Genomic DNA, 12,773 nt, shown 5'->3' with positions numbered 1-12,773 from the left:
CGCCGTCGGCTTGTGTGGTCTTTCAGGGCTCTGGGTTCTATGCCAAACTCAGCGACTTTCGGGCTTGCCTAACAGGATTTATGCTCCCCTTGTCACCCAGTTTGCTACCCACCCTCGCCGCCGCCGTCCTTTATGCCGCTGCGACCTTCTATCAAGGCTCTCGCCTGGCCACAGGCGCCAAGGCAAACAAGCGCCTGCTGGTTATGCTGGGCATCCTGGCCCTGCTCGCCCACGGCATCAGCCTGCTGACCCATTTGCTGACCCCGGTCGGCCTGGGCCTGGACTTCTTCAGTGCCGCCAGCCTGATCGCCGCAGCGGTCATCGCCCTGACCCTACTGGCCTGCTGGCGGATTCCCGTGGAAAACCTGCTGGTACTGCTGTTCCCCCTCGGCGCCCTGACCGCGCTACTGGCGCAGTTCGTGCCTACCGGCACCGTGCCTGTGATCGATGAGGAACCAGGGATTCTCGCCCATATCCTGCTGTCGATCCTGGCCTACGGCATGTTCACCATCGCGGTGTTCCAGTCCCTGTTACTGCTGGTGCAGGACCATCAGCTGAAAAACAAGCACCCCTCCGGGCTGATCAGGAACTTCCCGCCCCTGCAAACCATGGAAAGCCTGCTGTTCGGCTTTCTCTGGGCCGGCTGGACCCTGCTCTCGCTGTCGCTGATCTCCGGCTGGCTGTTCGTCGAGAACCTGTTCGCCCAGCACCTGGTGCACAAGACCCTGCTGGCCTGCCTGGCCTGGGTGGTGTTCAGCGTGCTGCTGTGGGGCCGCAACCGTCTGGGCTGGCGCGGACACAAGGCGATTCGCTGGACCCTGGCAGGTTTCTGCCTGCTGATGCTGGCGTATTTCGGCAGTAAGCTGGTTCGTGAATACATCCTGCACATCTGACGACCGGCCATGACCGACTCCCTGCCCTCCGGGCCCATGCTTGCGGTAATCGCCCTGCTCATCGTCTGGTCAGGCCTGTTCACGGCCATCGATGCCGCCCAACAGCACCTGCTGACCCAACGCAACGGCTCGCGCTCAGGAGACAAGCCGACGACGCAGCTGGCCTTTCCCAAGGAAAGCCTGATCCTGTGCAACACCCTGTGCCGAGTCCTGGCAGTGATTATCAGCACCTTGGTGGCACTGTTCTACTGGGCGGAAAACGGCCCCTGGCTGGCCTGCCTGATCAGCACCTGCGGCTTGCTGGTGCTGGCCGAATACCTGCCCCGCACCCTGGCACAGCGCTACCCGGAAAGCACCCTGAGCTTTGGCAACAGCCTGCTCGCCATTCCCATGAAGATCGTCTATCCCCTGGCCTGGCTGCTCCAGGCCATCGGCCAACTGCTGTTGCGCCCTTTCGCCGCCAAGACCGGCGCGGTCAAACACAGCGACGACGACCCGGCACTGCAGGATGAAGAACCCGCCCCCCAGGAGCATCACCCGCTGTCCGGCATCCATGCCCTGGACAACATCACGGTCAATGACATCCTGGTGCCTCGCAGCGAAGTCGACGGCATCAACCTGGACGACTCGATCGACGAGATCATCGCCCAGTTGCGCCTGAACAAACGCACGCGCCTGCCGGTGTTCCACAGCGATATCAACCAGGTGGAGGCGGTACTCAATACCCGGCAGATCCGCCACCTGCTGCCCGACGCCAGCCTGACCAAAGAAGCCCTGCTGGCAGCCTGCCACGAGCCCTACTTCGTCCCCGAAAGCACCCCTTTGCAGCTGCAACTGCTCAATTTCCACAAGCAGCAACGGCGCCTGGGCATGGTGGTGGATGAATACGGTGAGGTATTGGGCATCGTCACCCTGGAAGACATCCTCGAAGAAATCGTCGGCGAGTTCGAAAGCGAGCACAGCCTGGACAACCCCCACATCCACCCCCAGGCGGACGGTCGCTATGTGGTGGAAGGCGCCGCCTCGATCCGTGAACTGAACAAGAGCCTGGGCTGGCACCTGCCCAGCGACGGCCCCAAGACCCTCAACGGCCTGGTCACCGAAGCACTCGAGACCATCCCCGACAGCGCCGTGTGCCTGAAGATCGGCCGCTACCGCCTGGAGATCCTCGAAACCGAGGAAAACCGTGTCAGCCGTGTGCTGATCTGGCACACCAGCAGCGTCCCCGCTCTCGCCTGAGTCGCACAAAGCGCCTTGCGTATGCCCACGCAGGGCGCTCTCGACAAGCGGTGCCCCTTCTCCAGGCCCGACAGCGGCTATGCAGCCCCTTGTTGAATCGTTAGCCGCCTTTCTATAATTGAACCGCTTACCCAAGCCCCCGCAGCCTCGCGTGCTACCCGCACCCCGCGAGCCCCTGCAGATAACCAGCCCATCTGTACGACGCCACTCTCATCCCGAGTGACGACCGCGCCAAACCCACATCCCTGGGTGCTCGACCATAATAATTCGCTCCAATGGAGCACAGACTGTCAGGGATATCCGCATGACGACCGACACCGCCTACAGCACTTGCTCGCCTGCTCAACCGAGCAACTCCACAACCCGGGTGGCCACTGCCAGCTTTATTGGCACCGCCATCGAGTTCTACGACTTCTACGTCTACGCCACCGCCGCCGCGCTGGTGATCGGCCCGGTATTCTTCCCCCAGACTTCCGGCACCGCCCAGATGCTCTCGGCCTTTCTGACCTTTGGCATCGCCTTCCTCGCCCGCCCCCTGGGTTCGGCGTTGTTCGGCCACTTTGGCGACCGGATCGGACGCAAATCGACCCTGGTCGCCTCCCTTCTGCTGATGGGGGTGTGCACCACCCTGATCGGCGTGCTACCGGGTTATGCCAGCATCGGCGCCTGGGCGCCGATCCTGCTCTGCGTACTGCGCTTCGGCCAGGGGCTGGGGCTGGGTGGCGAATGGGGCGGTGCAGCCTTGCTGGCCACCGAGAACGCTCCGGAAGGCAAGCGCGCCTGGTTCGGCATGTTCCCGCAACTGGGTCCTTCCATCGGCTTTCTCGCCGCCAACGGCCTGTTCCTGGCCCTGGCCATGGGTCTGGATGACGAGCAGTTCCGCTCCTGGGGCTGGCGCATTCCGTTCCTGCTCAGCGCGGCCCTGGTGATGGTGGGCCTGTACGTGCGCCTGAAGCTGCACGAAACCCCGGTGTTCGCCAACGCCGTGGCGCGTCAGGAACGGGTGAAAATGCCGCTGGTGGAGCTCTTCAGCCAGTACTGGCTGCCAGTGCTGCTGGGCGCTGCTTCGATGGTGGTGTGCTACGCCCTGTTCTACATCTCCACGGTGTTTTCCCTGAGCTACGGCGTCTCGACCCTGGGCTACAGCCGGGAAACCTTCCTTGGCCTACTGTGTTTCGCAGTGCTGTTCATGGCCGCGGCCACTCCACTGTCGGCCTGGGCCAGCGACCGTTTCGGGCGCAAACCGGTGCTGATTGTCGGTGCCGTGCTGGCCATTCTTTCCGGCTTCGCCATGGAACCTTTGCTGACTCAAGGCTCCACCGCCGGCGTGGCGCTGTTCCTGTGCATCGAGCTGTTCCTGATGGGGGTGACCTTCGCCCCGATGGGCGCACTGCTGCCAGAACTGTTTCCGACCCACGTGCGTTATACCGGCGCTTCGGCGGCTTATAACCTGGGGGGCATTGTCGGTGCTTCGGCGGCACCCTTCTTCGCCCAGAAACTGGTGGCGATGGGCGGGTTGAGCTGGGTGGGAGGCTATGTTTCGGGGGCGGCGATCCTGAGTTTGATCGCGGTGCTGTGCTTGAAGGAAACGCGCAATAACGATCTGAATCGGGTTGCCTGAGCGGCCGCTTCGCGAGCGAGCTCGCTCCTACAGGTTCAATCCGGACCTTGTAGGAGCGAGCTCGCTCGCGATGCTTCTCAGAGCTCGACCACTACCGCTTGCGCAGCACGGGTCGCCTTGGCCCGGGCGGCTTCGATCGACTCATCACGGGCCAGGGCTACGCCCATGCGACGCTGGCCGTTAACCTCAGGCTTGCCAAACAGGCGCAGCGCGGTGTCCGGTTCGCTCAAGGCGGCGCCGAGGTTGGCGAAGGCGGTCTGAGTGGATTTGCCTTCCACCAGAATCACCGCCGAAGCCGATGGCCCGAACTGGCGGATCAGCGGAATCGGCAAGCCGAGGATCGCCCGCGCATGCAGGGCGAACTGCGACAGATCCTGGGAAATCAGGGTCACCAGGCCGGTGTCATGGGGACGCGGCGACACTTCACTGAACCACACCTGATCACCCTTGATGAACAGCTCCACGCCGAACAGACCACGGCCGCCCAAGGCTTCGGTCACCGCCTTGGCCACACGCTCAGACTCGGCCAGAGCTTTCGGGCTCATGGCCTGGGGCTGCCAGGATTCCTGGTAGTCGCCCTTTTCCTGACGATGGCCGACAGGGGCACAGAAGGTGGTGCCGCCAACGTGGCGCACGGTCAGCAGAGTGATTTCGTAATCGAAGTCGATAAAGCCCTCGATGATCACCCGCCCTTTGCCGGCACGCCCGCCTTCCTGGGCGTAGTCCCAGGCTTTCTGTACGTCATCGACACCGCGCAGCAGGCTCTGGCCCTTGCCCGAAGAGCTCATGACCGGCTTGACCACGCAAGGGAAACCCAGGTCTTGCACGGCCTGGCGATAGTCTTCGAAGGTATCGGCGAAGTGGTAAGGCGAGGTCGGCAGATCCAGCTCTTCAGCCGCCAGACGACGAATGCCTTCACGGTTCATGGTCAACGAAGTCGCCCGGGCGGTGGGGATTACGGTGAAGCCTTCCGCCTCCAATTCCACCAGGGTCGCGGTGGCGATGGCTTCGATTTCCGGAACGATAAAGTGCGGCTTCTCGGCCTCGATCACCGCCCGCAGGGCCGCACCGTCTAGCATGTTGATCACGTGGCTGCGATGGGCCACCTGCATCGCCGGCGCATTGGCATAGCGGTCCACGGCAATCACCTCGACACCCAGGCGTTGCAGCTCGATCACCACTTCCTTGCCCAACTCACCACAGCCACAAAGCAAGACGCGGGTCGCGGTTGGCGACAATGGAGTTCCGATACGAGTCATCTGAAAGTCCTCAAGGGAGCGGATCATCGAGGGCCGAGCGCCAGGCGGGCGACCCATGGGGAAAGAGCGCGGCATTTTACATGAACCGCAGCCTTTGGCTCAGCTGGCGCACGCCGCTTTGCGCAAACGCCAGGCCATGGCCAGCCAGACCACGGTGACCCCGGCGAATTTCGAACCCAGGGCGGTGAGGATCACCCCCGGGGTCAAGGCATCGATCATGCCGAAGAAGATGAAGGTATCCAGGGGAATGCTCAGGGCCGAGCTGATCCACAGGCGATCATGCAGGGGACGCTTGGTGATGCTGAACACCAGCCAGTCGATGCATTCCGAAACGGCAAAGGCAGTGGCACTGGCCAGGGCGATGGTGGGGTCGGAGGTCACGTAGGACAGCACCAGGGCCGCCAGCATGGCGATGATGGCGCCGTGGCCAAAGCGAGTCTGCACCATGTCGCGCAGGACGAAGACCAGCCCGCCCCAGGCCGACCAGATGATGTCCAGGTGCGGGGCAACGGAAAAGGCATAGTTAATCAGCACGACACTGCTGATATAGGTGATCAGGAAGAGCATGAGGGCAAAAAGTACCTGTCAGGAAGGTGCACAGGTTACTGCAGACACGGGTTTGGGCCAAGAAACCCTTTCGCCGGCAAGCCACCTACACCCAGGCTGTAGGAGCCGGCTTGCCGGCGACAAGGCAGGATCAGCTCGCCGAGCTGGAGCCAATCATCCATAACAGTCCGCTGGACTTGGCCCGTTCATGGCACAGGGCCAGGACCGCACGGCGCTCGGTGTTGTCCATACGGCTCCAGCGGGTGATTTCATCAACGGTGCGCTGGCAACCGGTACAGATGTCCTGCTCGTCCAGGGCGCAGATACTCACGCAAGGCGAGGCAACGGGTCTTTCAGGGACTGTCATTATTCTTGCTCAACCAGGTCTCGGGCATAACGTTGAGCATTATGAACGTAGTGGGCGGCGCTCGCTTCGAGCATTTTCTTTTGTGGTTCGGTCAGTTCGCGCACCACTTTGCCCGGCGAGCCCATGACCAGCGAACCGTCAGGTATTTCCTTGCCTTCGCCGATCAGCGAGTTGGCGCCGATGATGCAGTTCTTGCCGATCTTCGCGCCATTGAGAATCACCGCGTTGATGCCGATCAGGCTGTAGTCGCCCACGGTGCAGCCATGCAGCATGGCGTTATGACCAATGGTCACGCCGGTACCCAGAGTCAGCGGAAACCCCATGTCGGTATGCATCACCGCGCCGTCCTGGACGTTGCTGTGCTTGCCGATCAGGATCAATTCGTTGTCGCCACGCAGCACAGCGTTGAACCACACGCTGGCCCCCTCCTCCAGCTTGACCTTGCCCACCAGCGTGGCGTTCGGGGCCACCCAGCTCTGTGGATGGGTGTCGACTCGGGCATCGCCCAGGCGGTATTTCATCTTATTGTCCTCATGGCTCAGGCAGCCGCGGGTTTATGCCATGCGAGGCGATGGCTTCAGGTATCGATAAAGGTTTTCGGCGGGTGATGCAGGCTGATCTTGGCGTCGTACAGCAGGTTGACCAATTCGACGACCATGATCGCGGTCAGGCCCCATATCTTGTACTCGCCGAAGCGGTAGCTGGGGACGTACCAGCTGCGCCCCTGATAGTCGATGCGATGGGTATGTTCACGGGGGTCCTGGCGAAAGAACTCCAGGGGGACGCTGAAAACGGCGGCGATCTCGGCATCATTGGCCTGGTATTCGACATAGTCGGGAATCACCCCGACATAGGGCGTGACCTTGATCCCGTGCAGGGAAATCAACGGACTCAAGGGGCCGATGACTTCCACCAATCCCGGCGGCAGGCCGATCTCTTCTTCGGCCTCCCGCAGCGCGGTGAAGATCAGGTCCGGGTCTTCCGGATCGCGCCGCCCCCCGGGAAAGGCCACTTCACCACCATGGGTCGAAAGCCCGCTGGCGCGCAGGGTCAGCACCAGTTCCGGTTCAGCGCTGCGGGTGATGGGCACCAGCACCGCAGCTTCGGGAAAACGTCGGTCGGTCTCCAGCGTTCTTGGCGTGTAATGGCTTACCCGATGAAGTAGCTCGTCCAGCATGAGGCATCTCGATCTGTTGGCTACCGTGCATCATGCACCAATCCAATCGGAGGCCCAACCCCCGCACCTGTAACGACAACTTGCCGACAACCGGGCGGCGCGCCAAGATAGCCCCAGCCTTTTCGGATACCCCACATGAAATTTTGCAGCCAGTGCGGCAACCCGGTGACCCAGCGCATTCCCGAAGGCGACTCGCGACTGCGTTTCGTCTGCGATCACTGCCAGACCATTCACTACCAGAACCCCAATATCGTCGCCGGTTGCCTGGCCACCTGGGAGGGCAAGGTATTGCTCTGCCGTCGCGCCATCGAGCCGCGCCTGGGCTACTGGACCCTGCCGGCGGGCTTCATGGAGAACGGCGAGACCGTGGAACAGGCGGCCGTCCGCGAAACCTACGAGGAAGCCTGCGCCCGGGTACGCAACCTGAATATCTACACCCTGATCGACGTGCCGCACATCAGCCAGGTGCACGTGTTCTTTCGCGCAGAACTCGCCGACCTGGACTTCGCCGCCGGTCCCGAAAGCCTGGAAGTGCAGTTGTTCGACGAAGCCGATATCCCTTGGTCCGAGCTGGCTTTCCGCACCGTCGGCCGTACCTTAGAATGCTTCTTCGCTGACCGGCGGACACAGGCATTTGCCGTGCGCTCCGAATCCATTCCGCCGCTCTCTCAGCCTGCCATCAGTTAAACAATAAAAACGTGCACGGAACCTGTGCGCGCCTGGGGATATCGTGTCAATGCGCTGGATGCTTGCCCTGCTGTGCTGTTCCTTCGTTGCTCTGTCTCAGGCCTCCACGGTGGAAACCCTGGACGGCAAGGTCATCGAAAAGGTCCTGGTGCTCAAGTCCGCCCATCAACTGCAATTGATCAATGGCGGCAAACCACTGAAAACCTACCGGATTTCCCTGGGCAAGAAACCCAAGGGTCCCAAGCTCATGGAAGGTGATAAACGCACCCCGGAAGGCCTCTATTGGCTCGACTGGCGCAAGACCAGCGATCGCTACAACCTGGCCATGCACATCTCCTACCCGAACATCACCGATTCCGCGCGCTCGCGCCGTGAAGGAGTCAACCCCGGTGGCATGATCATGATCCATGGCACTCCAGACACCGAAGAGTTTCCCGAGCAGTACTTCCACACCCTCGACTGGACCGACGGCTGCATCGCCATGCGCAATATCGACATGCGCGAAGTCTGGGGCCTGGTCAAAGACGGCACCATGATCGAAATCCGCCCTTAATCCCTCCTGCACAAAAAATATTTTCCTCCCCGCCGCACCCCGAGGGCGCGCATACCACTTGGCGATCCGCTACGGGTCTGCGCCTGAGGTTTTGGCCATCGCCGCCAGACCTGCCTAATACCACTTCAATCCTTTATCCTCTCAAGCACCCCGAAAGTGCCCTATTTACGGCGCCAACACCCGATCAGTGGCGTTGACATGGTATTTAAGTGGTATTAGTTTTTCGGCATTACCGGGCGACAACAACCTAATAACCGCATCGGAAAACCTACAGATGAACCACCTCCTGACCCTGCGTCCCGACGACACTCAGCCGACCCCGCTGTACCTGCAATTGGCTCGCAACCTGGAAGCCGCGATTCACTCCGGCCAATGGAAAGCCGAACAGGCACTGCCTTCGGAACGCAACCTCAGCGAACTGCTGGGTATCTCCCGGGTGACTGCGCGCAAGGCTCTGGAAGTCCTCTTCGAACGGGGGCTGATCCGTCGCAGCCAAGGCTCGGGCACTTTCATTACCCCGCGCCTCGAGCAACCGCTGTCGCGCCTTTCCGGGTTCAGCGAAATGCTGCGCCTGAAAGGCTTCGTACCCGGCTCGCAATGGCTGGAACGCACACTGACCCCGCCAACCCACGAAGAGTTGATCCGCCTCGGCCTGTCGCCCAACGACAAGGTGGCGCGCCTCAAGCGCCTGCGTAAGGCCGACGATGCGGTCATGGCGATCGAGATGAGTACCTTGCCGGCCAGCATCATTGCCCAGCCCGAGGCCGTCGGCGACTCGCTCTACGAGTACCTCGACAGCATCGGCCGTCCCGTGGTCCGGGCCCTGCAGCACATCCAGGCGATCAACGCGTCGGACGAATTCGCCGCCCTGGTGGGCATCGCCCCCGGCACCGCGATGCTGCTGATGACCCGGGTCGGCTACCTGGAAGACAACACACCGATTGAAGTCACCGACACCTACTGCCGCAACGACTACTACGACTTCGTCGCTGAACTGCGACGCTGAATCCGCCCCCTGGAGCCAGAGAAACGCCCATGTCCGAAGACAATATCCTCACGCCCCAAGGCTGGGTCCGTGGCCGTCTGATTCATCGGGACGGCAAGGTCAGCGCCATCGAAGGCAGCCCTTGCGATCCGGCGGACAACGACCTGCCCTACCTGCTGCCGGGCTTCATCGACCTGCACGTACACGGCGGTGGCGGCAAGGACATCATGCAAGGCCACACAGCCTTCGAGACCATCACCCGTACCCATGTGCGGTTCGGCACCACCTCACTGCTGGCCACCACCATGACCGCCCCCAGCGAGGAAATCAGCCAGGTTCTGGCTGAGCTTGGGACCTACGCCGAGCAGCGCCCCCAGGGCTGTGCCCGGGTCCTTGGCGTGCACCTGGAAGGCCCCTACATCAACCCCGGCAAGCTCGGTGCACAACCCAACTTCGCCCACACCGCGCTCATGGCGGAAGTGGAGAAGTACCTGCAACTGGCGCCCATCCGGGTGATCACCATCGCCCCGGAAATCGCCGGCCACGACGCCCTGATCCGTGCCCTCAGCGCTCGCGGCGTACGCATGCAGATCGGCCACACCCTGGGCAGCTACGAGGAAGGCGTAGCCGCCCTCGCCGCCGGCGCCACCAGTTTCACTCACCTGTACAACGCCATGAGCCCGCTGCATCACCGCGAGCCGGGGATCGTCGGCGCCGCCCTGGCCCACGCCCAGTACGCCGAACTGATCCCCGACCTGCTGCACGTTCACCCCGGCGCCATGCGCGTGGCCCTGCGCTCGATCCCCTGTCTGTACTGCGTCACCGACTCCACTGCGGCCGCCGGCATGCCCGACGGCGAATACAAGCTGGGCAGCCACACCGTGACCAAGTGCCTGGGGGGCGTGCGCCTGCCGGACGGCACCCTGGCCGGCAGCACTCTGACCATGGACCAGGCCCTGCGCAATCTGGTGAAGATCGGCCTGCCCCTGGCGGAAGCCTCCCAGCGCCTGTCGCAATTTCCCGCCGACTACCTCGGCATCCCTGAACGCGGCCGCCTGCAACCTGGCAGCTGGGCCGACAGCGTGCGCCTGGACCGCGCACTCACACTGACCGCCGTCATGGTCGAAGGAGAAGACATTGACTTCAAAAATGCTTGAAGAGGCCCTGTCCTCGCACGCTGCCGTGAGCAGCCAACTGCAGCACCTGGATGCGCCGCTGATCGAAGTCGCCGGCCGCCTGCGTCGCCAGCCGCCACAAGTGGCAATGACCGTCGCCCGGGGCAGCTCCGACCATGCCGCCAGCTACTTCGCCTACCTGACCATGCAACAGGTGGGCATCCCGGTGGCCTCGCTGCCGATGTCGGTGGTGACCATGCAACAGGCGCCCCTGAGGGTCAGCGGCCAGGCGGTGTTTGCCTTCTCGCAGTCGGGGCAGAGCCCGGATCTGGTGAACAGCGTGCGTCTGCTGCGCAAGCGCGGTGCCTTGAGCGTGGCCATGGTCAATGCGCAGAACAGCCCCCTGGAAGCCGCCAGCGAATTCTCCCTGCCGCTGTATGCCGGTGCCGAGCAGAGTGTGGCCGCGACCAAGAGCTTTATCGCCACCCTCAGCGCCAGCGCCCGTCTGATCGCTCACTGGAACGAGGACAACCACCTGCTGGAAGCCGGCCTGGCCCTGGCCGAAGGCCTGCAGCAGGCCGCGACTCAGGACTGGAGCTTGGCGGTCAACGCACTGCGCGATTGCCAGCGGCTGATGGTGATCGGTCGCGGGGCCGGCTTCGCCATTGCTCAGGAAGCGGCGCTCAAGCTCAAGGAAACCTCGGCGATCCAGGCTGAAGCCTTCAGCAGCGCCGAAGTCCGCCACGGGCCGATGGCGCTGATCGACCAGGATTATCCGTTGCTGGTGTTCGCCCCTCGCGGCGCTGAACAGGGCGGCCTGCTGAGCCTGGCGGCGGACATGCGCCAACGCGGCGCCAAGGTGCTGCTGGCAGCTCCCGACGACATCAGCGAACGCGACTTGACCCTGAGCCGGGCCGAACATCCGGCACTCGACCCGATCCTGGCGATCCAGAGTTTCTACGTCATGGCAGCCGGCCTCGCCGAGGCCCGCAGCATGGACCCCGACCAACCGCGCCACTTGAGCAAAGTGACCCGCACTCACTAAGCCCCATCGCCAACGAGTACTGCGCCATGCACAACAACAATAACGAACTGACACTCAGTGCCCCGTTAAGCGGGCCAGTACTAGCACTGCGCAACGTGCCCGACCCGGTATTCGCCAGCGGCGCCATGGGCGACGGGATTGCCATCGACCCGCTCAACGACACCCTGCACGCGCCCTGCGCGGGCCAGGTGATCCAGGTGGCGCGCACTGGCCACGCGATCACCCTGCGCGCCGCCAACGGTGCCGAACTGCTGCTGCACCTGGGCCTGGACACCGTCGAACTGCAAGGCGAAGGTTTTGCCCCGCTGGTGAAGGAAGGCCAGCAAGTGCGTGCTGGCCAGCCCTTGTTGCGGGTCGACCTGGACTACGTGGCACAGCATTGCCGGAGCCTGATCAGCCTGCTGATCCTGACCAATGGCGAGGGTTTCGACCTGCGCCCGCTGACCCTGTCGGCAGTCCAGGTCGGCGAGCCGTTGCTGCACATCAGCCGACGCGCCAACACTGCCCCCCAGCCGCTGGCGCAGGAGCAATCCGAACAGCAGGCCAGCGCCCGGATCAAGGTCGCCCATCGCGGCGGCCTGCACGCTCGCCCCGCCGCCTTGGTGCGCCAGACCGCCCTGAGTTTCAACAGCCATTCGCAGTTGACCTTCAAGGACAAGAGCGCCCCCTGCACCAGCCTGATCGCCCTGATGAGCCTGGGCATCGGTGAACAGGATGAAGTGCTGGTCAATTGCCTGGGCGCCGATTGCCAGGACGCCTTGCAGGCGATGCTGCAGACCCTCGGTACCGCGATGGCCGCAGATGCCCATGGCGAAATCCCGGCCCCGGTCCCAATCGTCCAACGCCCCGTGGAAGACGGCGTGCTGCCGGGCGTCTGCGCCGCGCCAGGCCTGGTGAGCGGGCCACTGGTGCGGCTCAACGCCATGGTCCTGGCAGAAGATCACGGTCAGCATCCGCCCGAGCCCCAACGGCAAGCATTGAACGCCGCCCTGGACCAGGTACGCGGGGAAATCCGCCACACACTGGAGCAGGCGCGGCAACGCCGCGACCCGCAGGAACAGGATATTTTCAGCGCCCACCTGGCCCTGCTCGACGACCCGACCCTGCTGGACGCCGCCGAAGCCGCCATTGCCCAGGGCCGCGCCGCTACCCATGCCTGGAGCGCGGCGATCGCCGAGCAATGCCAAATCCTCCAGCAACTGGGCAGCACACTGCTGGCCGAGCGCGCCAACGACCTGCGGGACCTGCAGCAACGCGTACTGCGTGCCCTGCTGGGGGAGGCCTGG

General features: G+C 63.3%; 14 protein-coding genes. 9 read left to right on the top strand and 5 right to left on the bottom strand.

Features of this window, described 5'->3' with window-relative positions; translation table 11 throughout:
* Positions 1 to 80 precede the first annotated feature (80 nt).
* From BLX41_RS28635 to BLX41_RS28625, 3 genes are all read left to right on the top strand, one after another.
* The gene (locus BLX41_RS28635) at positions 81 to 893 is read left to right on the top strand and encodes a cytochrome C assembly family protein (protein WP_123727600.1); all 813 of its coding nucleotides are present in this window, start codon (positions 81 to 83) and stop codon (positions 891 to 893) included.
* Positions 894 to 902: 9 nt separating this feature from the next.
* The gene (locus BLX41_RS28630) at positions 903 to 2,132 is read left to right on the top strand and encodes an HlyC/CorC family transporter (RefSeq protein ID WP_123727599.1); all 1,230 of its coding nucleotides are present in this window, start codon (positions 903 to 905) and stop codon (positions 2,130 to 2,132) included.
* A gap of 304 nt (positions 2,133 to 2,436) precedes the next feature.
* Complete coding sequence (locus BLX41_RS28625) at positions 2,437 to 3,753, top strand: MFS transporter (protein ID WP_123727598.1); 1,317 nt, start codon at positions 2,437 to 2,439, stop codon at positions 3,751 to 3,753.
* Positions 3,754 to 3,830: 77 nt separating this feature from the next.
* On the opposite strand, the gene purT is transcribed toward BLX41_RS28625, so the two are convergent.
* From purT to BLX41_RS28600, 5 genes are all read right to left on the bottom strand, one after another.
* A complete protein-coding gene (gene purT, locus BLX41_RS28620) occupies positions 3,831 to 5,012 on the bottom strand; it encodes a formate-dependent phosphoribosylglycinamide formyltransferase (protein WP_123727597.1) in 1,182 nt (393 codons plus the stop codon).
* Between the two features lie 99 nt (positions 5,013 to 5,111).
* Entirely contained in the window at positions 5,112 to 5,579 is a 468-nt protein-coding gene (locus BLX41_RS28615) for a VUT family protein (RefSeq protein WP_123727596.1), read from the bottom strand.
* Positions 5,580 to 5,709: 130 nt separating this feature from the next.
* Positions 5,710 to 5,925: a DUF1289 domain-containing protein gene (locus BLX41_RS28610; RefSeq protein ID WP_123727595.1), complete on the bottom strand. Its 216-nt coding sequence runs from the start codon at positions 5,923 to 5,925 to the stop codon at positions 5,710 to 5,712.
* The gene (locus BLX41_RS28605; RefSeq protein ID WP_123727594.1) at positions 5,925 to 6,446 is read right to left on the bottom strand and encodes a gamma carbonic anhydrase family protein; all 522 of its coding nucleotides are present in this window, start codon (positions 6,444 to 6,446) and stop codon (positions 5,925 to 5,927) included. The genes BLX41_RS28610 and BLX41_RS28605 overlap by 1 nt, the downstream gene beginning before the upstream one ends.
* Before the next feature lie 56 nt (positions 6,447 to 6,502).
* Positions 6,503 to 7,102: a CoA pyrophosphatase gene (locus BLX41_RS28600; RefSeq protein ID WP_123727593.1), complete on the bottom strand. Its 600-nt coding sequence runs from the start codon at positions 7,100 to 7,102 to the stop codon at positions 6,503 to 6,505.
* A gap of 135 nt (positions 7,103 to 7,237) precedes the next feature.
* Between BLX41_RS28600 and BLX41_RS28595 the strand changes: the two genes are divergently transcribed.
* From BLX41_RS28595 to BLX41_RS36540, 6 genes are all read left to right on the top strand, one after another.
* Positions 7,238 to 7,789 (top strand): NUDIX hydrolase, encoded by a 552-nt coding sequence (locus BLX41_RS28595; RefSeq protein WP_123727592.1) that lies wholly within the window; start codon positions 7,238 to 7,240, stop codon positions 7,787 to 7,789.
* Between the two features lie 49 nt (positions 7,790 to 7,838).
* Positions 7,839 to 8,342 carry a L,D-transpeptidase family protein gene (locus BLX41_RS28590; RefSeq protein WP_123727591.1) on the top strand — a complete coding sequence of 168 codons (504 nt, stop codon included), beginning with the start codon at positions 7,839 to 7,841 and terminating at the stop codon, positions 8,340 to 8,342.
* A gap of 274 nt (positions 8,343 to 8,616) precedes the next feature.
* Complete coding sequence (locus BLX41_RS28585; protein ID WP_102861287.1) at positions 8,617 to 9,348, top strand: GntR family transcriptional regulator; 732 nt, start codon at positions 8,617 to 8,619, stop codon at positions 9,346 to 9,348.
* A gap of 29 nt (positions 9,349 to 9,377) precedes the next feature.
* A complete protein-coding gene (nagA, locus tag BLX41_RS28580) occupies positions 9,378 to 10,484 on the top strand; it encodes an N-acetylglucosamine-6-phosphate deacetylase (protein ID WP_123727590.1) in 1,107 nt (368 codons plus the stop codon).
* A complete protein-coding gene (locus BLX41_RS28575) occupies positions 10,465 to 11,487 on the top strand; it encodes an SIS domain-containing protein (RefSeq protein ID WP_123727589.1) in 1,023 nt (340 codons plus the stop codon). Before nagA ends, BLX41_RS28575 begins: the two co-directional genes overlap by 20 nt.
* Before the next feature lie 26 nt (positions 11,488 to 11,513).
* Positions 11,514 to 12,773 (top strand): glucose PTS transporter subunit IIA (locus tag BLX41_RS36540; protein ID WP_259745290.1); only part of this gene is annotated, 1,260 nt, incomplete at its 3' end.

It is taken from the genome of Pseudomonas protegens (assembly GCF_003732485.1).
Taxonomy (GTDB): Bacteria; Pseudomonadota; Gammaproteobacteria; order Pseudomonadales; family Pseudomonadaceae; genus Aquipseudomonas; species Aquipseudomonas protegens_B.
Note: the sequence above shows the minus strand (reverse complement) of the source record. Positions and strands in the feature narration are given on the sequence as shown.

What these genes read in the sequence shown, in the direction of transcription:
- BLX41_RS28590 (WP_123727591.1), top strand. Translation starts at nt 7,839, where the DNA reads ATGCGCTGGATGCTTGCCCTGCTGTGCTGTTCCTTCGTTGCTCTGTCT.
- BLX41_RS28615 (WP_123727596.1), bottom strand. Translation starts at nt 5,579, where the DNA reads ATGCTCTTCCTGATCACCTATATCAGCAGTGTCGTGCTGATTAACTAT.
- BLX41_RS28635 (WP_123727600.1), top strand. Translation starts at nt 81, where the DNA reads ATGCTCCCCTTGTCACCCAGTTTGCTACCCACCCTCGCCGCCGCCGTC.
- BLX41_RS28600 (WP_123727593.1), bottom strand. Translation starts at nt 7,102, where the DNA reads ATGCTGGACGAGCTACTTCATCGGGTAAGCCATTACACGCCAAGAACG.
- BLX41_RS28585 (WP_102861287.1), top strand. Translation starts at nt 8,617, where the DNA reads ATGAACCACCTCCTGACCCTGCGTCCCGACGACACTCAGCCGACCCCG.
- BLX41_RS28605 (WP_123727594.1), bottom strand. Translation starts at nt 6,446, where the DNA reads ATGAAATACCGCCTGGGCGATGCCCGAGTCGACACCCATCCACAGAGC.
- BLX41_RS28630 (WP_123727599.1), top strand. Translation starts at nt 903, where the DNA reads ATGACCGACTCCCTGCCCTCCGGGCCCATGCTTGCGGTAATCGCCCTG.
- nagA (WP_123727590.1), top strand. Translation starts at nt 9,378, where the DNA reads ATGTCCGAAGACAATATCCTCACGCCCCAAGGCTGGGTCCGTGGCCGT.
- BLX41_RS28625 (WP_123727598.1), top strand. Translation starts at nt 2,437, where the DNA reads ATGACGACCGACACCGCCTACAGCACTTGCTCGCCTGCTCAACCGAGC.
- BLX41_RS28595 (WP_123727592.1), top strand. Translation starts at nt 7,238, where the DNA reads ATGAAATTTTGCAGCCAGTGCGGCAACCCGGTGACCCAGCGCATTCCC.
- purT (WP_123727597.1), bottom strand. Translation starts at nt 5,012, where the DNA reads ATGACTCGTATCGGAACTCCATTGTCGCCAACCGCGACCCGCGTCTTG.
- BLX41_RS28610 (WP_123727595.1), bottom strand. Translation starts at nt 5,925, where the DNA reads ATGACAGTCCCTGAAAGACCCGTTGCCTCGCCTTGCGTGAGTATCTGC.